This is a genomic window from Chloroflexus sp. MS-G, from assembly GCF_000735195.1.
Lineage (GTDB): Bacteria > Chloroflexota > Chloroflexia > Chloroflexales > Chloroflexaceae > Chloroflexus.
In genome coordinates this window covers 40,050-61,046 of record NZ_JPIM01000008.1, presented here as the reverse complement: position 1 = coordinate 61,046, position 20,997 = coordinate 40,050, and the positions used below count along the sequence as shown (strand labels likewise).

9 protein-coding genes are annotated in these 20,997 nt (G+C 54.7%); 7 read left to right on the top strand and 2 right to left on the bottom strand.

All coding sequences use genetic code 11. From position 1 onward, the window contains the following. Positions 1-379 precede the first annotated feature (379 nt). Together mutL and JE47_RS0102775 are read right to left on the bottom strand one after the other, a co-directional pair. A complete protein-coding gene (gene mutL, locus JE47_RS0102780; protein WP_031458288.1) occupies positions 380-2,221 on the bottom strand; it encodes a DNA mismatch repair endonuclease MutL in 1,842 nt (613 codons plus the stop codon). Positions 2,222-2,374: 153 nt separating this feature from the next. Continuing rightward, positions 2,375-3,328 carry a Stp1/IreP family PP2C-type Ser/Thr phosphatase gene (locus tag JE47_RS0102775; protein WP_031458287.1) on the bottom strand — a complete coding sequence of 318 codons (954 nt, stop codon included), beginning with the start codon at positions 3,326-3,328 and terminating at the stop codon, positions 2,375-2,377. 703 nt (positions 3,329-4,031) lie between these two features. Here JE47_RS0102775 and JE47_RS0102765 point away from each other — a divergent pair. The 7 genes from JE47_RS0102765 to JE47_RS0102735 all read left to right on the top strand — a co-directional run bounded on the left by JE47_RS0102765 (position 4,032) and on the right by JE47_RS0102735 (position 20,842). Beyond that, the gene (locus JE47_RS0102765; RefSeq protein WP_031458286.1) at positions 4,032-5,702 is read left to right on the top strand and encodes a M14 family metallopeptidase; all 1,671 of its coding nucleotides are present in this window, start codon (positions 4,032-4,034) and stop codon (positions 5,700-5,702) included. Between the two features lie 264 nt (positions 5,703-5,966). Next, positions 5,967-8,006, top strand: coding sequence for an alpha-1,4-glucan--maltose-1-phosphate maltosyltransferase (locus JE47_RS0102760; RefSeq protein ID WP_031458285.1), 2,040 nt, complete (start codon positions 5,967-5,969; stop codon positions 8,004-8,006). 22 nt (positions 8,007-8,028) lie between these two features. Continuing rightward, a complete protein-coding gene (gene treS / locus JE47_RS0102755; RefSeq protein WP_031458284.1) occupies positions 8,029-11,391 on the top strand; it encodes a maltose alpha-D-glucosyltransferase in 3,363 nt (1,120 codons plus the stop codon). Between the two features lie 62 nt (positions 11,392-11,453). Further along, on the top strand, positions 11,454-13,487 hold the full coding sequence (gene glgB, locus JE47_RS0102750; protein ID WP_031458283.1) for a 1,4-alpha-glucan branching protein GlgB: 2,034 nt from the start codon (positions 11,454-11,456) through the stop codon (positions 13,485-13,487). A gap of 152 nt (positions 13,488-13,639) precedes the next feature. Continuing rightward, positions 13,640-15,415 (top strand): malto-oligosyltrehalose trehalohydrolase, encoded by a 1,776-nt coding sequence (gene treZ, locus JE47_RS0102745; protein ID WP_031458282.1) that lies wholly within the window; start codon positions 13,640-13,642, stop codon positions 15,413-15,415. A gap of 34 nt (positions 15,416-15,449) precedes the next feature. Beyond that, positions 15,450-17,888, top strand: coding sequence for a DUF3536 domain-containing protein (locus tag JE47_RS0102740; protein WP_031458281.1), 2,439 nt, complete (start codon positions 15,450-15,452; stop codon positions 17,886-17,888). After that, entirely contained in the window at positions 17,885-20,842 is a 2,958-nt protein-coding gene (locus JE47_RS0102735) for a malto-oligosyltrehalose synthase (protein WP_031458280.1), read from the top strand. Before JE47_RS0102740 ends, JE47_RS0102735 begins: the two co-directional genes overlap by 4 nt. The last annotated feature ends 155 nt before the right edge of the window (positions 20,843-20,997 follow it).

Below are 20,997 nucleotides of genomic sequence, written 5' to 3'. Positions count from 1 at the left end.
GTCAACGATACCGCGTTCACCAACCTCCCCTCTCCCACGCTGCGGGAGAGGGGCCGGGGGTGTGGGCCGCCCGCACCTTCCCCCCTGCCCTCTTCCCCTTCCACCAGCGACGAGGAAGGGGGAACGTGGGGTGACTGGAGAAAGGTTGGCGCCTCCTCACGCAATGGTTGCGCAGGCACGGTACGTTCCCAATAAGAATTTCGGGTTTTTGATCAAGCTCTTAGTTGTGCAGGCCAGCGGCTCGCGTTGTGCGATGTGCAACTGGAACCCATCGTCTGCGTATCCCCCGCAAGCGCGAGCAGAGGGGTGGAACCCTTCTCTCGCGCCTACCCTGCTTTCCGTCGCCACTGTCGGCCAGGATCAAGAACGTTGAAAACCCCTACACCCGACGCCCAAACTGCCGTTCCAGTTGGGCAGGCGTCATGAGGATCATCGTCGGACGACCGTGCGGACAGGTGCGCGGACTGACACACTGTTCAAGCTGCTGCAACAATTGACGCATCTCATCGTGAGAAAGGGGTTGGCCGGCACGCACTGACGTGTGGCACGCCAGCGTAATCAACATTGCTTCGTGCCAATCGCGAGGACTACTGCCACCGCGCCCGGCAAGATACTCGACAATCTCGTGAATTGCCTGCGCTAACTCATCGACCGGCAGCGTCGCCGGTATTGCCCGAACCAGGACGCCAGTTCCCCATGGTTCGAGCACAAACCCCCATTCTGCTAATCGATCAGCATTCCCCAGCAGCAGCGCACTCGCTTCCGGACTAACCTCAACGGCCTGGGGAATGAGCAACTGTTGCGACTCGACGGCACGCTGAGCATATTGGTTCATTAACTTTTCGTAGGTGATGCGTTCGTGCGCAGCATGCTGGTCGATCAGGTACATCCCTTCAGGTGCTTCAGCCACAATATAGGTTAAGCCCACCTGCCCAACGACCCGCAACGGTGGCAGAGCAGCAGTAGTGGTTGAGGTTGAGGTTGAAGGCGACAGCGGAGGGTTTGTGTCATCGGGCACAGGATCAGCCGCTGGCGTCGGTAACGGCGTATCGAGCGTAACCGCCGGCGATCCCGCATCCCAACGTGATCGATCACGATCCCAGACAGAAGCACCAACTCCCCACGCCGATGGTGTTGTGCTCGCTTCCTGACCCAGCCGACGCAACTCAAAGCGTCGCTGTACTGTCGCTGGATCAGGTGCTTCCCAAGTCGGAACACCGGCACCGCTGATTAAGGCATCACGAATAGCTCGGCCCAATACACTGTAGACATGGGCAGCATAACGGAACTTCACCTCACTCTTCGTTGGGTGTACATTCACATCAATGGCCGACGGATGCACTCGCAGATCGAGAATAGCGATCGGGAAACGCCCCTTCATCAACATTGTATGGTAGGCATTTTCGATCACTGCCGCCAACGCTCCGCGCGGTTGCAAGACGCGCCGGTTAGCGAAGAGTGACAGATAGTTGCGTGAGCTGCGCGTCAGTTCTGGTGGTGAAATGAGACCATTTACAGACACCCAGGTCTCATCGGCGCCAGCCTCTGCCTGTACCGACAACAACGCCTTACCCACTTCCAGCCCGTATAGCTCGACGGCCACTGCGCGAAGATCACCATCGCCACTTGTTTGCAATGCCATGCGCCCATCAATCAGCAGTGTAAAACTGACTTCAGGATACGCCAGCGCGTATTGCTGCACAATCGCACTGATAGCACCAGTTTCAGTCGCTTCAGAACGGAGATACTCGCGACGGACAGGCGTATTGTAGAAGAGGTTCCGTACCGTGATCGTCGTCCCCACCGGACATCCACACGGCAGACGCGATTGCACTTCACCACCGGCAATCCGCAGCTCGACTCCAAGCTCGGCATCGGCAACCCGCGTCACACAAATGACCTGCGCAACACTGGCAATACTCGGCAAAGCCTCACCGCGAAAACCTAACGTCCGAATCGCCCACAAGTCATCAGCCGAGCTGAGTTTGCTGGTTGCATGACGGGCGAAGGCCAGTTCAACCTCATTGGCCGGAATACCACATCCGTCGTCTTGAACTCGAATCTCGCGCAGCCCACCACCCCGTACTTCGATCAGAATCCGCCTCGCCCCCGCATCGAGTGCATTTTCCAGCAGCTCCTTTACGACCGAGGCCGGCCGTTCGACGACTTCGCCGGCGGCGATCTGTGCGGCAATGGTTTCATCAAGCAGACGAATGGGCATACAGCATTATCCGGTGTCTTATAAGCCAGATGCGATTGTGTAATAAGAGCGAGACAACGTTCACGTTGCGATGATCAGATAATCAAACAAACGTTCGATTATTATTCTACCACGTTTTATCGCTGTCTATTTACACCGGCAGCAAATACCCGATCAGCGAGTCTCGGTTGGGATGACGGTTGCCGGAACGGTGATCGTTGGGATAGGTGTAGCAGTGACAACAATCGTTGGTGAACTGAGCAAGGGGGCGGGTGAAGGCGTATCGTTTAACAGAATTGAAATGGCCAGACCTATCAGCAACACAAACACCAGAACAGCGCCTCCCAAACCGATCGGTGAAAGTGGTCGTGCCATCGGCGGCGTTGTCGGCGCTGATGCAGCGGCTCCCGTCCTAGACGCCACATCGCTGCTATCAACCTGAGCCACAACAACTGTAATATTGTCAGGCCCACCGCGTGAGTTTGCTTCATCTACCAACCGCCGGGTAGCAACATCGAGAGGATGCAAACTAACAATCGCCGCAATCTCATCATCAGTCAACAAACCGTGCATCCCATCGGTTGAGAGCACAATGGTGTCACCCGACAAAAGAGGTTCGCGAAAGAGATCAACCTCCACGTGGGATTGATGACCGATAGCACGGGTAATGATATTGCGGATCGTTGACGTGCGGGCTTGCTCGGCAGTGATAAGACCAGCAGCTACCTGATCGCCTATCAGCGAATGGTCATTGGTTAGTTGACGGATCTGACCTTCACGCACCAGATACGCCCGGCTGTCACCAACATTCGCAACATAGAGTGTGTTATGCCAGAAGAATGCCGCCACAGCCGTGGTGCCCATCGTGCCACGACCTTCTTGATATACCCGCTGGTTGGCAGCGATAAAGGCCTGACGCAACCCTTCAGCCGGATCGCTCTGTGGGCGAAAAGAATTAATAATTGTCTCAACTGCTAACTTGCTGGCAACTTCACCAGCGAGATGACCTCCCATCCCGTCGCAGACAACGAGCAGCGTCCCCTGGTCGATCTCGGTACTCCCGAAAGCGTCTTGATTAACTTCACGCCGCTGACCAACATCAGTTCGGCCATTATATCGCACACGCATTGGCGACTCCATTGCCTCAATGCCTGCCATCATTACAAACGTCGTTTGCAGACGCTCTCAGAGCGTGATCGAAAACTCGAATTTCTCATGAGGCTCGTACCGTGCATCTGCAACCATTGTTCTGTTCCGCCAGGCACCGCACGTTCCCACTGCCGAGCGGGCTGCCCTCACCCCCATCCCCTCTCCCGCGCTGCGGACCGCCCTCACCCCCAGCCCCTCTCCCGCGCTGCGGACCGTCCTCACCCCCGGCCCCTCTCCCGCGCTGCGGACCGCCCTCACCCCCAGCCCCTCTCCCGCGCTGCGGGAGAGGGGTGATCTAAGAGGAAGGGGCCAAGGGGAAGGTGAGGACCGCCAGGCGTGCTCCGCAGTATTGGCCCTGAAACCGTTGCAACCCTGTTCCAGCGCGTCGCAGAGACGTATGCCTTGCCCACCAGCGTTCCCCGAAACACTCTATGACATACCATTGTCGAGCCTCATCGAAAGCCGGATTTGATCATGCTCTCAGTATGACTGACCATTATCATCCCTCAAACCCTTCCGTGCCCCAGAGGTGGGAGGAAGCGGAGATCGAATAGGAGATGCAATACGGAGCCTGGTTTGCAGTTATTAGCAGCAGTATACCATACTCTGTCGGTTGTGCATGGGATAGCCATTTCATGGTACTATTAGGGTGAAGAATGTTTGATCAAGCAAGGATTCGTCTATGCCCAACATTGATTTCACCCGCTACTACCGTCCACACGAAGTCGAAGCCGCGTTGAAAGCCTGGGCCGAGGAGTATCCTAATCTGTGTTCATTACAAAGCATTGGCACCAGCTATGAAGGCCGCCCGATCTGGTTGATGACCCTGACCAATTGGGCAACCGGACCCGACGACGAGAAACCGGCATTCTGGCTTGACGCCAACATTCACGCCACCGAAGTGACCGGCTGCATGGGCGCACTCCACGTAATCCAAACCGTCCTGACGGGATATGGGCATGATCCCAACCTTACCGCCTTGCTCGACGAACGTGCCCTGTACATTGTCCCTTGTCTCAATCCTGACGGTATGGAACAGGCACTGACTTCACCGGTCTACGTTCGTTCGGGAACCCGTCGCTACCCATTCACCGACGAGCGTGATGGTCTGTATCCAGCCGACATCGATGGTGACGGTTTAATTTTACAGATGCGGGTTGTTGATCCTGACGGCGGATGGAAGGTAAGCGAGCGTGATCCGCGGCTGATGCGCCGTCGTGCTCCCGATGAACGTGGTGGAACCTATTATCGCGTATACACTGAGGGATTGATCCGCAATTTCGATGGCTACGAGGTCAAGATTGCACCACCGGCGCAAGGATTGGACTTCAACCGCAATTTTCCCTACATCTGGGCGCCTGAGGGTATTCAACCGGGGGCCGGTCCTTTCCCGACCTCAGAACCCGAAATTCGCGCTGCTGTTGCATTTCTCACCTCACATGTGAACGTCAGTGGCGCTATCTCGTATCACACCTACTCTGGCGCTATTCTACGCCCTTATTCTGACAAGCCTGACGATCAGATGCCTATTGACGATCTGTGGACATACAAAGAGTTGGGGAATCGTGGTCAGGAGATCACCGGCTACAAACACGTTTCCGTCTATCACGGATTTCGCTATCACCCGCGTGAAGTGATGCGCGGTGCATTTGATGATTGGGCCTATGAACAGCTCGGTATCTTTGCCTTTACGGTCGAACTCTGGGATATGATCGGCGAGGCAGGGATCAAAGATCGCGACTTCATTGAGTGGTTCCGCGATCATCCAGAAGAGGATGATTTGAAATTGCTGCGTTGGAACGATGAGCAACTCGGTGGAGCTGGTTTTGTCAATTGGCGTCCGTTTAATCATCCACAACTAGGGCCGGTTGAGATCGGCGGATGGATCGAACGGCGAACCTTTGGCAATCCGCCAGAGCAGTTCTTGCTGCGAACCCTAGAGCCGAATACACGTTTTGTCCTCGCCTTCGCCCAAACTGGGCCACGCCTCGAATTACGCCATGTGCAAGCCGAAGCGCTCGGTGGCGATCTCTACCGTTTACAGGCAGTTGTGGTAAACAGTGGCTACCTCCCGACCTACGGTAGCCGCAAGGCGTTGGAAGTGAAAGCCGTCCAGCCTATCGAGGTGGAAGTGTCACTCCCAGCGGGTGGCGAGATCGTGAGCGGCGAACGTCGCCAGGAGATCGGTCAACTTGAAGGACGGGCCAATAAACGCGCTTTGTGGGGCGGAAGTTTCCCGACCGACCATTTGCGACGCTTGACCTGGACTATACGCGCCCCTGCCGGGAGCAGCGTTACGGTCATTGCGCGTTCGCAACGGGCCGGTACCGCACGTGCCACTGTGAATCTGTGATGAACACGATATGGCAAGGGCGCAGCGGTGCTGCGCCCGTTCCTGGTGATAGACACCCACCACCCGCTCCACCATCAGTACCGCATGCAACCAGTTTGACACATCCGGTTGAGCAACGTACAATCAAGATTGCGGAATCTACTGAACATTGTCATATACACCGGATGCACCGTCATCGGTTGTGCACTGGTGTGGATTGATTTGTTGTGTCAAACGCCTGATTACTCTCGAACAGTGCTTATCAGGTTGAGGAGGATGCCTTTCATGACCGTCAAAGAGTCACGCACGCGCACTCGCCGCACGGCCACGAAAACCAGGCTCGATCTAGCTGCCATCGGTGAAGGACGGCGCCGGGTTATTATCGAGGCGGTTGAACCAATTATTGATGGTGGACGTTATCCGGTGAAGCGGATTATTGGTGATACTCTTACCGTGAGTTGCGATCTCTTTGCCGACGGTCATGATGAGGTGGCAGCAGTTGTCCGCCATCGCCCAGTAGGTTCTAAAAGCTGGCACGAAGCACCGATGCGTATGCTGGTCAATGACCGCTGGGAGGGTCAGTTTACCCTGACCAGCATTGGTCGGCATGAGTTTCAAATTGTGGCCTGGATTGATCGGTTTGCAACCTGGGTTCACCAACTAGAAAAACGACTGGCTGCCGGTCAGGATGTCCGAGTTGATTTGCAAATTGGTGCAATGCTGGTCGGTGAAGCAGCGCGGCACGCAAGCGGCGCCGATGCAGCCGTCTTACACGTGGCTGAAGCCGCCTTGATGGCCGGTGACATTGATACAGCATTTGCCGGTGAGATTCACTCGCTCATGGCCGTTCATTTACCACGCCGTTTCGCGACCGAATCGGAAATCTACCCGATAACGGTAGAGCGTGAGCGAGCACGCTTTTCGGCCTGGTACGAGCTATTCCCGCGTTCGACAGCCGATGAACAGGGACGGCATGGTACGTTCCGTGATGTCATCAAGCGGTTGCCGTACATCGCTGAACTCGGTTTTGATGTGCTCTACCTGCCGCCGATTCATCCAATTGGTTATACCTTCCGCAAGGGGAAGAACAATAGCCTCACCGCCGGACCGAATGATCCGGGCAGCCCCTGGGCCATTGGCAATGCTGATGGCGGCCATATGAGCGTCCATCCTGAATTGGGAACCCTGGAAGATTTTCGCACGCTGGTAACTGAAGCGCAGAAATATGGGATCGAGATCGCCCTTGACATCGCGTTTCAGTGCTCACCCGATCACCCGTATGTGCGTGAACATCCCGAATGGTTCCGCGCCCGGCCAGATGGCACGATCCAGTACGCTGAGAATCCACCGAAGAAGTATCAGGACATCTACCCCTTCGATTTTGAATCAGAAGACTGGCAGGGGTTGTGGCAAGAGCTACACCGCATTTTTGAATTTTGGATTGAGCAAGGGGTACGCATCTTCCGCGTAGACAACCCCCATACCAAGAACTTCCGCTTCTGGGACTGGTGCCTCAATTCGTTGAAGAGCAACTATCCCGATCTGATCTTCCTCTCAGAAGCGTTTACCCGCCCGAAAGTGATGTACCATCTGGCAAAGATTGGCTTTACCCAGAGTTATACCTACTACACGTGGCGCACCACCAAACACGAACTAACCAGTTATCTGCTGGAACTCAATTCGCGCCCGGTCAGCGATTTCTTCATCCCGAATTTCTGGCCGAATACGCCTGACATCCTAACCCCTCAATTCTATGCCGGTCAACGGTCGGTGTTTATGACCCGCGCCGCGATGGCAGCTACCCTCACCGCAAGCTGGGGAATATATGGCCCGGCATACGAGCTGATGGAACACGTGCCGGTTGCCGGACGAGAAGAGTATATCGACAACGAAAAGTACGAAATTCGGCACTGGAACCTCAATGCACCCCACAGCCTGCGTCACTACATTGCGCAACTCAATCGCATCCGCCGCGAGCATCCGGCGTTACAGCGCAATGATACGCTACGCTTCCATCGGGTTGATATTGATTTTCACGAACACGAGTGGCTCCTGGCGTATAGCAAGACCTCGGCTGATGGGCAGGACATTATTCTGGTGGTGGTCAACCTCGATCCTGAACGCACTCATCGCGGTTGGGTGCAGGTACCACTGGCCGAATGGAATCTTAACGGCGTTTTCCAGGCCCATGACCTGTTGTCCGATGCGCGGTATCCCTGGTCGGGTGAATTTAACTATGTGGAATTAAGTCCGGCTGCACCGGTGCATATCTTTTGCATTCGTCGGTTGCGCCGCGACGAGCGTGGCTTCGAGTATTTCGCCTGATGATGTTGGATGAGGGAGTAGCATGAACCGTGTTCGTCCGGCCAAGACGCCGACCCTGTTGGCTGATGATCCGCTTTGGTACAAAGATGCTATCATCTACGAGTTGCATGTGCGTGCTTTTTGCGATAGCAACGGTGATGGCATCGGAGACTTTCCCGGTCTGACCAGCAAGCTCGATTATCTACAAGACCTCGGCGTAACGGCAATTTGGCTGCTGCCGTTCTACCCCTCGCCACTCCGCGATGATGGTTATGATATTGCCGATTACACCAACATCCATCCTAACTACGGCACGCTGTCTGACTTCAAAGTGTTTATCCGCGAAGCACACCGTCGTGGACTACGAGTGATCACCGAGCTGGTCTGCAACCACACCTCAGACCAACATCCCTGGTTCCAACGTGCTCGCCGGGCAAAACCTGGTTCGTCAGCGCGCAACTTTTACGTCTGGTCGGATACACCTGACCGGTATAAAGATGCGCGGATTATTTTCAAAGATTTTGAGACCAGCAACTGGACATGGGACCCAGTCGCTCAGGCATACTACTGGCACCGTTTTTACAGTCACCAGCCCGATCTTAATTTTGAAAATCCGGCAGTGCAACGTGCTGTTTTTAAGGCGATGGAGTTCTGGCTCGATTTGGGTGTCGATGGCATGCGGCTCGACGCGATCCCATATCTCTATGAGGCCGAGGGTACGAACTGTGAAAACCTGCCAGCGACCCACGCCTTCCTCAAGCGGTTACGCCGTCACATGGACGAAAAGTATCACGGGCGCATGTTTCTGGCCGAAGCTAACCAGTGGCCGGAAGATGCAGTGGCCTATTTTGGCGATGGCGATGAGTGCCATATGGCCTTCCACTTTCCGGTGATGCCCCGCCTTTTTATGTCGGTACATCTTGAGGATCGCTACCCCATTATCGATATTATGCGGCAGACGCCACCTATTCCCGATAATTGCCAGTGGGCGATCTTCCTCCGCAACCACGACGAGCTTACCCTCGAGATGGTGACCGATGAAGAACGCGACTATATGTACCGTGTGTACGCCCGTGATCCGCAGGCCCGGATCAACCTCGGTATTCGACGACGGTTGGCGCCGTTACTCGGTAATCATCGCCGAAAAATTGAACTGATGAACGGGTTGCTCTTTTCGCTCCCCGGTACACCGGTGATCTATTATGGCGACGAAATCGGGATGGGCGATAACATTTATCTCGGTGACCGCAACGGTGTCCGCACGCCAATGCAGTGGAGTGGCGACCGCAATGCCGGTTTTTCACGGGCTAATCCTCAGCAATTGTACTTGCCGGTTATTACCGACCCAGAGTACCACTATGAAACGGTGAATGTCGAAACTCAAAGCGCTAATCAGCATTCGCTGTTGTGGTGGACGAAGCGCTTGATAGCATTGCGAAAACGTTACGCCGCATTCGGACGCGGTACCCTCGAATTTCTCTATCCCGACAACCGCAAAGTGCTCTGTTTCTTGCGCAAAACGACCGACCAGATTTTACTGGCCGTCTTTAATCTCTCGCGATTTGTGCAGGGGGTCGAGCTTGATCTCTCGCCGTACCGTGGTCTGATGCTAGTCGAGTTGTTTGGTCAGGTCGAATTCCCACCGATTGGTGATCAGCCCTATTTCTTTACCCTCGGCCCCCACAGTTTCTATTGGTTTACCCTGGTACCACAGCGTGTAGAAGGGGTACGATTGGCACAGCCGCAGCCTGAAACTGAGCTGGTCGAAATCCCGGTTGATGCGATCGAGTGGGATGCCATCTTTTACGATGGTCGGCAGACTCGACTTGAGCAGGTTTTACCCGATTATCTCCGCTATCGTCGCTGGTTTGGTGCGAAAACGCGCAAGATCAAACAGGTCAATATCGCTGAGTTTGTCCGTCTCGACTATGCCGGCGGCCCGGCATATCTGACCCTCTTGCAGGTACAGTATGTCGAAGGTGGGCCGGAAACCTACATGTTGCCGATGGCTTATGCTGAGGGTGAGCGAGCCGATCAGATTCTGGCCGATCAACGACACATGGTGATCGCCCGTTTGCGTGTTGGCCGCCGTGTCGAGGCCGGTATTCTCTACGATCCGTTGGGTGAACGACGCTTTGCGTCTGCGCTGCTAGAATTGACCATCGGACGGCGCCGATTGCACGGTGAACGGGGCGGGGAGGTGGTCGGTGGCACGACACGCGCCCTGCGGAAGTTGTTAAGTGGCAGCGATGGTCTTGAACCGAATATAGTACGCGGTGAGCAGAGCAATTCATCGATCAATTTCGGCAATCGATTGATAATGAAGCTCTTCCGCAAAATTGAGCCAGGACGTAATCCTGATTTAGAGTTAGGTCGTTTTTTGACCGAAGAGGTGGGCTTCCCGCACACGCCACCGGTAGCCGGATTTATCGAATACCTGCGTGGAAAAGATGAACCTCTGACGCTGGCGATCGTGCAAGGGTATGTGCAGAATGAGGGTGACGCCTTCGATTATGCGCTCGATGTGGTACGTCGCTACTACGATACCGTTCTGACCCGGCCAGATATAACGCCTCCGCTGCTCAAGACAGGAGTTGCCAGTTTATTGACTGCCGCTCGCCAGCAACCTCCGGCGCTGGCCGAAGAGCTGATCGGTGGTTATCTCGAATCGGCACGGTTGCTCGGTCAGCGCACGGCTGAAATGCACCAGGCATTGGCAAAAGGAAGCGGCCCGGCAATGGCGCCCGAACCATTCTCTACCCTGTATCAACGGTCGATCTATCAAAGCGTGCGCAGCTTGATCGGACGCACCTTTCAAGACTTGCGTAAACTACTGCCGTCACTCCCAGCTTCGGTACGACCAGCGGCTGAGCGGATTATCCAGAGCGAAGAACTGCTACTGACCAGGCTCCAACGTATCACTGGCGACAAAATAGAGACGATCCGGACACGAATACACGGCGATTACCATCTCGAACAGGTGCTCTTCACCGGTAAAGATTATATGATTATCGATTTTGAAGGTGAGCCATTACGTCCGATCAGTGAACGACGGATCAAGCGCTCGCCGTTGCGCGACGTCGCCGGTATGTTGCGCTCATACCAGTATGCGGCGTATGCTGTTCTCTACACCCGTGATGGTACGCTCAACAACCCTGACGAAATTGAACGTCTACAGCGTTGGGCCGATTTCTGGAGCTTTTGGGTTTGTGTCGCTTTTCTCGATGGATATTTGACAACTGCCGCTCACGAAGCTTTTATTCCAAACGATCCAGGCGATCTCGAAATCCTGCTTGAGACGTTTGTGGTCGAAAAAGCCATCTACGAACTGAACTATGAAATGAACAATCGTCCTGACTGGCTACCGATCCCGATCAACGGTATCTTACGCCAGATTGAAGAATAACCGTGGACAGTACGTACTACTGAGCCAACGGTGAACTACCGAACATCTACAAGGAGCTTGCGATGAGTGATACCGAACAACCAAAACGACCCCGTCGTAAACAGCGGGTACCAGGTGAGGATACAGTGCCGACAACGGTTGCAACCGCATCAGACTCACCGATGGCCGGCGGTGAAGAACCCTCAGCAGCAACACGAGCGATGATGACCAGCATTCTCAGTGAAGATGACATCTACCTGTTCAATCAGGGAACCCATTACCGACTGTACGATAAGTTTGGCGCTCAACCGGTAACGATTGACGGCGTTGCAGGTACCTATTTTGCGGTGTGGGCGCCCAATGCGGAATACGTGGCCGTGATTGGCGATTGGAATAACTGGGATGCCGGCGCCAATCCGCTGCGCCAGCGTGGATTTTCGGGTGTATGGGAAGGTTTTATCCCGCACGTCAGCAAAGGAATGCGCTATAAGTTCCATATCGCTTCACGCTACTACGGCTACCGTGAAGACAAGACCGATCCCTTCGGAAGTTACTTTGAAGTAGCCCCGCAGACGGCGGCTATCGTCTGGGATCGCAACTACACCTGGTCGGATCAGCAGTGGATGAGTGAACGCGGTCGGCGTCATCGGTTTGACGCCCCGATTTCTATCTACGAGGTGCACCTCGGTTCGTGGCGGCGCAAGCCAGAAGAGGACAATCGTCCACTCAATTATCGCGAACTGGCCCACGAGCTGGCTGAGCATGTGAAGGAATGTGGGTTTACCCACGTCGAATTGTTGCCGGTTACCGAACATCCCTTCTACGGATCGTGGGGGTATCAATCAACCGGTATGTTTGCGCCAACCAGCCGTTACGGAACACCGCAAGATTTTATGTACTTTGTAGATTACCTGCATCAACACGGGATCGGTATCATCCTCGACTGGGTACCCAGCCATTTTCCCACCGATGGTCACGGCCTGGCATATTTCGATGGCACCCATCTGTACGAACATGCCGATCCACGCAAGGGGTATCATCCCGATTGGGGGAGCTACATTTACAACTACGGTCGGAACGAAGTACGCAGCTTCCTGATCAGTTCGGCCATTTGCTGGCTCGATAAGTTTCACATCGATGGGCTGCGGGTTGATGCCGTAGCAAGTATGCTCTACCTTGACTACTCACGTCGCCCCGGCGAGTGGATTCCGAACGAATATGGTGGAAATGAAAATCTAGAGGCCATTAGCTTCCTGCGCGAGTTGAACACCCAAATCTACAAATATTATCCTGATGTGCAGACATTTGCCGAAGAGAGCACTGCCTGGCCGATGGTTTCACGTCCGGTCTATGTCGGTGGGTTAGGGTTCGGTTTCAAGTGGGATATGGGCTGGATGCACGATACGCTTCAGTATTTCCGCCGCGATCCGATTTATCGTCGCTTTCACCACAACGAGCTAACCTTCCGTGGTCTCTATATGTTCAGCGAAAACTACGTGCTGCCCCTTTCACACGACGAGGTGGTGCACGGCAAGGGATCGCTGCTTGATAAAATGGCGGGTGATGTCTGGCAAAAGTTTGCCAATTTGCGCTTGCTATACAGTTACATGTTCGCTCAGCCTGGCAAAAAATTGCTCTTTATGGGTGGTGAGTTCGGACAATGGCGGGAATGGTCGCACGATACTAGTCTCGACTGGCATTTACTGATGTTCCCTTCGCATCAGGGAGTGCAGCGTTTGATCAGCGATCTCAACCGCCTTTACCGCACCGAGCCGGCACTGCACGAGCTAGATTGTGATCCACGCGGTTTTGAATGGGTCGATGCCAATGATGCCGACTCCAGTGTTTACAGCTTCTTGCGCAAGAGCCGTTCGGGTGAACACATTCTGATCGTTCTCAACGCTACACCAGTCGTTCGTGAAGATTATCGGATTGGGGTGCCGTTCGGTGGTTGGTGGCGTGAACTCCTGAACAGCGACTCTGAGTACTATTGGGGGAGTGGTCAGGGGAATGCCGGCGGCGTGATGGCCGAAGTGGTTCCGAGCCATGGACGGGAATTTTCGTTACGGTTGCGTTTGCCGCCGCTGGGAGCATTGTTCTTAAAATACAGTGGATAGAGAACCGCGCAAAGGGGTCTCGTAACCACACACAGAGCGTGTCTCTTACCGGTGCAACGTTGGTTTAAGTAGTATCCGGGGTGGGTTGGCCCCGCCCCTTTACTACGGAGTAGCGCAATGCACCGTCAACAGATCGACAAAGGGAGACGCCAATGTTTCATCTTCCCTTACCCGGTGCGATCTACCGTGCCGATGGTACAACGGCTTTTACCTTGTGGGCACCATCTGCGGATCGAGTAGAACTGGTGCTCCTCGATCCGACGTTCCAAACGATCCCGATGCAGCCGATTGGCTATGATTGCTGGCACGTCGTCACAACTGCTCCACCGGACACACGGTACCGTTATCGACTTGATGGTAGCCGTGAGCGGCCCGATCCGGCCTCGCGCTGTCAGCCCGAAGGCGTCCATGGCCCGTCGGCAGTGATCGATCATCACTTCGTCTGGCACGATGAAGGGTGGCAAGGCGTTGCGCTTGCCGATCTGGTCATTTACGAACTTCATGTCGGTACCTTCACCCCAGAAGGAACCTTTGAGGCGATCATCCCCTACCTGCCGTTACTGCGCGATCTAGGAATTACAGCGATTGAACTCATGCCGGTCGCACACTTTCCCGGCGTGCGTAATTGGGGATACGATGGGGTGTATCTGTACGCACCACACACTACCTACGGCGGCGTAAGGGGGCTAAAGCGCCTGGTTGATGCTGCGCACGCACACGGTCTGGCCGTCTTTCTCGATGTGGTCTACAACCATTTTGGCCCGGAAGGCAACTATCTGTGGGATATTGCACCCCCGGCGTTTACCGACCGCTACCGGACACCGTGGGGAGCGGCGATTAATTACGACGGCCCTGAGAGTGATCTGGTACGCTGGTTGATCATCGAAAACGCGCTCGAATGGCTCCGTGAATACCACATTGATGGATTGCGTCTCGATGCAACGCACGCCATTTTTGATGTATCGCCCTATCATGTGCTCGAAGAGCTGGCCGATCAGGTTCAGGCGCAGGCCCAACGGTTAGGGCGTCCAGCGTATCTCTTTGCCGAGCACCCATTGAACGATCCACGTTTCGCCCGCCCAAAGGCGCTCGGGGGGTATGGCCTGACCGGCATTTGGTCAGATGATTTTCACCACGCACTCCACACCGTACTGACCGGCGAAAAGCGCGGTTACTACGAAGGCTTCGGCAATATCGAACAGATGGCGACTGCGCTTGAGCGGAGCTTCGTCTTTGCCGGCGAATATTCGCCCCATGCCCGCCGTCGGTTTGGCCGTGATCCTGCCGATCTGGCAGTTGAACAGTTTGTTGTCTTCGCGCAAAATCACGATCAGGTCGGGAATCGAGCACTCGGTGACCGCCTGGGAGCGACATTGACCGAAGCGCAACTACGCCTGGCAGCGGCAACTGTGCTACTCAGTCCATATACACCGTTAATCTTCATGGGTGAAGAGTACAACGAGACAGCGCCATTCCAATATTTTACCGATCACAGCGATCCGGCACTGATCGCCGGTGTACGTGAAGGTAGAAAACGAGAATTTGCCGGTTTCCTGACACCAGGCCAGGAAGTACCCGACCCGCAAGACCCGGCAACATTTGCGCGCTCGAAATTGAATCAGGCCTTACGTACCAGTGGGCGACATGCAGCCCATCAAGCCTTCTACCGCGAACTGTTAACACTGCGACGGGCACTACCCGGCTTGCGGCAACGGCCGCGTACCAGGATACAGAGTCGGGTAATCGTGGTAGAATGGCCTTCAATCTGTTTGATACTCAATTTTGGCCCTGATCCGGATCAGATTGATCTTCCTGGCGGCGGATGGCATATCCGGCTCGACAGTGCTGATCCGGCATTTGCAACCCTCAACGGAACGACCGTCACCTGTGCTGGCTATAGTGCCGTACTGTTAACAGCGACTTCATAAGGAATAGTCGTCTGTACAAATATGGAGTTGTTGTATGGCCGAGCGGCTGATTTGCATTCACGGCCATTTTTATCAACCACCGCGTGAAAATCCGTGGTTAGAAGCGATTGAACAGCAAGACTCGGCATACCCCTATCACGATTGGAACGAGCGCATTACCGCCGAGTGCTACGAACAAAATGCAGCTTCACGCATTCTGGATAGCCAGAACCAGATTGTGCGGATTGTGAATAACTATAGTCGGATCAGCTTCAATTTTGGCCCAACGCTACTGACGTGGCTGGAAGAGCATGCACCAGAGGTATATCAGGCCATCTTAACCGCCGACCGCGAGAGTCAGCACTATTTCGGAGCTGGTTCGGCGATGGCTCAGTGTTACAACCATATCATTATGCCGCTGGCCTCACGGCGTGACAAGGTAACGCAAGTCGTCTGGGGGATTCAAGACTTCAAGTATCGGTTTGGCCGTCATCCTGAAGGAATGTGGCTCCCCGAAACGGCTGTTGATCTGGAAACCCTCGACATTATGGCCGCTCACGGCATTCGCTTTACGATTCTGGCACCAACCCAGGCCAGTCATGTGCGCAAAATCGGGGAAATGATCTGGCATGACGTGAGTGGGGGGAGGATCGACCCGACTCAGCCGTATCTGGTGAAGTTACCGGAAGGGAGATCGATTACGGTCTTCTTCTACGATGGCCCGGTGGCGCGTGCCGTCGCATTCGAGCGCCTGTTGAGCAGCGGGGTTGGTTTTGCCAATCGGCTGGCCGGTATCTTCAATGATCAGCGACCATGGCCACAACTGGCGCATATCGCAACCGATGGCGAAACCTACGGTCATCACCATCGTCATGGTGATATGGCGCTGGCGTATGCACTGCATTATATCGAAGAGACCAAGCTGGCGAAACTGACCAATTATGCCGCATATTTACAGCAGTATCGACCAACGCATGAAGTACAGATTATTGAACGGACCTCGTGGAGTTGCGCGCACGGTGTTGGACGCTGGATGAGCGATTGTGGCTGTAATACCGGCGGTAATCCGGGTTGGAACCAGGCCTGGCGTGCTCCGCTACGACAAGCCCTCGACTGGTTACGTGATACGCTTGCACCACGCTTCGAGGGCTTTGCCCGCCGCCTCCTCCTCGATCCGTGGGCAGCGCGCGACGACTACATCAACGTGATCCTGGATCGCTCGCCAGAGAATGTGGCCGCATTTATCGGGCGTCACGGACGTGGCCGGCTCGATGAAGACCAGCGTATTGCCGTATTGAAGTTGATGGAATTGCAGCGTCACCTGATGCTGATGTATACCTCCTGTGGCTGGTTTTTCGACGATCTGAGTGGAATCGAAACGATCCAGATTATGATGTACGCCGGTCGTGCCATCCAACTGGCGCACGAGTTATTTGGTGAAGATGTTGAGCCGGCATTTCTCGACCGACTCGCGCAGGCCCGTAGTAACATACCGGCCCGTGGCAATGGCCGTGATCTCTACGAACGTCACGTGCGTCCGGCGATGGTTAATCTTCGCAAAGTAGGTGCACACTACGCCATGAAAACACTCTTCAACGGCGTCAGCGAACGCGAACAGATCTACGCCTATACGGTTGATCGCGAAGATTATCACCTGTTGTTAGCCGGAAAATCACGGCTGGCCCTGGGTCGAATTCGTATCCAGTCAACGATCACCGGCGATTCAACACGGCTCAGTTTCGGCGTCTTACATCTGGGCGATCACAACATTTCGGGCGGTGTCCGAGAATATCAAGGTGAAGCATCGTATCGCCAATTAGTTGAAGAGCTGAGCGAACTCTTTCTGCGCGCTGATATTCCCGGCGTGATCCGAATGGTTGATCGGAATTTTGGTCAGGAACAGTATTCGCTCAAGCTATTGTTCGGTGATGAGCAGCGTCAAATCCTGCAACGCATCCTCACGTCGAGTCTGGCGGAAGCCGAGGCAGCCTATCGCCAGATTTATGAAAACCATGCGCCGCTGATGCGCTTTCTGGCCAGCATGGGGATGCCAGTACCGCGTGAGTTTCAAATCGCTGCTGAATTTGCCATCAACACCGAACTTCGTCGCCTCTTCGAGAGCGAACCGCTCGATTTCGATCGGATCAACAGTCTGCTTCGCGAAGCACAACGTTCGGGAGTAACGCTCGATAGTGCTGGCTTGAGCTATGCCCTCTCGCGTACTATCCGCTCGATTGGTGAACGATTCCAGCGCACACCCGGCGACCGGAATCTCTTAAGTCAGCTTGATGCTGCTGTTGGTCTGGCACGGACATTACCTTTTGAGGTTGATGTCTGGCACGCTCAAAATACGTACTACGCACTATTACAAACAGTGTATCCGCAGATGAACGCAGAGGCAGGTGAAGGGTATGCTGATGCCCATACATGGCTACGCCTGTTCCGGGCGTTGGGCGTCAAATTACGATTTCGCCTGCCACCAGGAGCACCATGAGAGATACAGACCCACACATTCCACGCGCTACGTACCGATTACAGCTTAACGCCGATTTCACTTTTGCGGACGTTGCTACATTCGTGCCCTATTTTGCCGATCTCGGCATAAGCGATCTCTACTTTTCACCCATTCTCACACCACGTACCGGTAGCCGTCACGGCTACGATATAACCGATCACTCTCAACTCAATCCTGAATTAGGTGGGCAGGAAGCGTTTGACCGTCTTGTCGCTGCGCTACGTGCCCATCAGTTGGGCCTGATCCTCGATATTGTTCCCAACCACATGGGAATCGGCGATCCACGAAATGTCTGGTGGCGCGATGTCCTGGAAAATGGGCCAAGCTCGATCTATGCTCCTTACTTCGATATTGACTGGGAACCGGTACCACCTGAATTGCACGGGAAAGTCTTGCTACCGGTACTCGGCGATCAGTACGGCGTGATTCTCGAACGCGGCGAGTTACGGTTATACTACGACGATGATGGTGGCTTTAGTCTCGGTTACTGGGAACATCGCTTCCCCCTTAATCCACGGAGCTACGCTGACATTCTTGCCCATCGCCTCGATGATCTGTTGAATGAGCTGGGAACGGATCATCCCGACGCAATCGAGTTACAGAGCATCATCACCGCCATCGGTTACTTACCGTCGCGTCACGAAACGACACCTGAGCGCGTGATCGAGCGTAATCGCGAAAAAGAAGTTGTGAAACGTCGTATCGCAACGCTGATGTCTACCAGCGAGCCGGTACGACGTATGATCGAGCGCGCACTGGCCGATTATAACGGCAATCCTTCCGATCCCCGTAGTTTCGACCTGCTCGATGCCCTGATCGCTCGTCAATCGTATCGACTGGCATTCTGGCGAGTAGCCACTGAGGAGATCAACTACCGACGCTTCTTCGACATCAACGATCTGGCTGCGATTCGGGTCGAATTGCCCGAAGTGCTGCAAACCACCCACGATTTGTCTCTCCGCTTACTGGCAGAAGGCATTGCTACCGGTGCTCGGATCGATCACCCCGATGGTTTGTGGCAACCCGCAGCGTACTTTCGCCAATTGCAAGAGAGCTATCTACGCTACGTCGCCGCAATTCGCTTTGGTGGTAGTGCGCCACCCGATTTAGATGAACAAATTCGGCAACGCCTCGCACAAGCTGAACGGGGAGAGCGTCGCTGGCCGCTCTACGTGGTAGCCGAGAAAATCCTGAGCCATGGCGAACAACTGCCGTCTGATTGGGCAGTCGCCGGCACGACCGGTTATGATTTTCTCAATCAGATCGGTGGCGTATTGATTGATCGCAGCAGTCAGCGCGCATTTAATCGCCTCTATACCCAGTTTGTTGGACCACAGCCAACCTTCGCCAACCTGGTCAACAGCAAGAAGAAAGAGATCATGCTGGTCTCGCTGGCCAGTGAAGTTAACACCCTTAGCCATTTACTAGATCGGCTCTGCGAACACACACGTCGTTATCGCGATTTCACGCTCAACAGCCTAACCTTTGCCATCCGTGAAGTGATTGCGGCGATGCCGGTTTATCGAACGTACATCAGCACGGATGGCGTTGTCAGAGAGCGCGATGAACAGGCAATTCGCCATGCGGTGCACGAGGCCAAACGGCGTAATCCGCGCACTGCGGCGCAGCTCTTCGATTTTCTCGAAGAGACATTGCTCCTGCGGAATCTGCATCACTTTGCCCCTGAAGCCCATGCCGAGGTCCTACGGTTCGTTATGAAGTTTCAGCAGCTCAGCGGGCCGGTGATGGCAAAAGGAGTGGAGGATACCGCATTTTATGTCTACAACCGTCTGGTAGCCCTCAATGAGGTGGGCGGGCATCCAGAACTCTTTGGTTGTGATGTCGCCGAACTACACCAGGCAGCCCAGGAACGCCTGCAACGCTGGCCGCACAGTATGGTAACTACCTCGACTCACGATACCAAACGGAGTGAAGATGTCCGTGCGCGCATCAGCGTACTGAGCGAGCTACCTGACGAGTGGCGACGGCATATCATCCGTTGGAGCCGCCTCAACAATGCCAAACGAAGCACAATTGAGGGAGGCACTGCACCGAGTCGGAACGATGAATATCTCCTTTATCAGACACTGGTTGGCACTTGGGAGGGCATGGAACATCTAACCGACTTTACCAAACGGATAGCGACGTACATGGAAAAAGCCACCCGTGAGGCGAAAGTCAACACAAGCTGGATCAATCCAAACGTCGAGTACGATGCTGCTGTTCAACGGTTTGTCACCGGCATTCTTGATCCCCGTCGTTCGCGGCGCTTCCTTGAAAGCCTCGACGCATTTGCTAATCGAATCGCCTTTTTTGGCAGGTTTAACAGCCTGACCCAAACGCTGGTACGAATGACCACCCCCGGCGTACCCGATCTATATCAGGGTTGCGAGCTATGGGATTTCAGCCTGGTCGATCCTGATAATCGGCGACCGGTTGATTTCCGGCAACGGGCACAGCTCCTGAAAGAGTTACGTCAGCGGCGGGCAATGTGTGATACCGCTGCATTAGCGGCCGAGCTACTGACCACAGCCGCTGACGGGCGGATCAAGCTCTACACAATAGCAACGACGCTTGAGTTCCGCCGTGAACGCCCCGAACTCTTCATGTCTGGTGCATACCTGCCATTGTACGCCAATGGCATAGCCGCTGCACACGTGATCGCCTTTGCCCGCCGGCATCCAACAGCCGGGGAAGTCGTAGTCGTCGCTCCTCGGCTGACTGCTCGCCTCAGCGGTGGTCGTGAAATCCCACCAGTCGGTGATCTATGGGGCGAAACGTGGCTACCACTACCGGAGGTTGCTCCCGGCACCCGTTACTACAATCTGTTTACCGGCGAACATCTGAACACTGCCAATCATCCGACCGGCCCAGGGCTGGCATTAGCCGATATTCTGTGCCGCTGGCCGCTCGCATTACTAGTCCGTGAGTAATTCATTTAATGGTTCCGCTGCAAACCGGCATAGAGGCCTGTGACCGGCCAACAATGCTCGGTCGGAATCATGGTAGTGTCAAACATTTCGTTGCACTCTTTGAAGCCTCAACAACCCATGGAATACAGCAAAGATCTATCTCATGCACAGGCTTT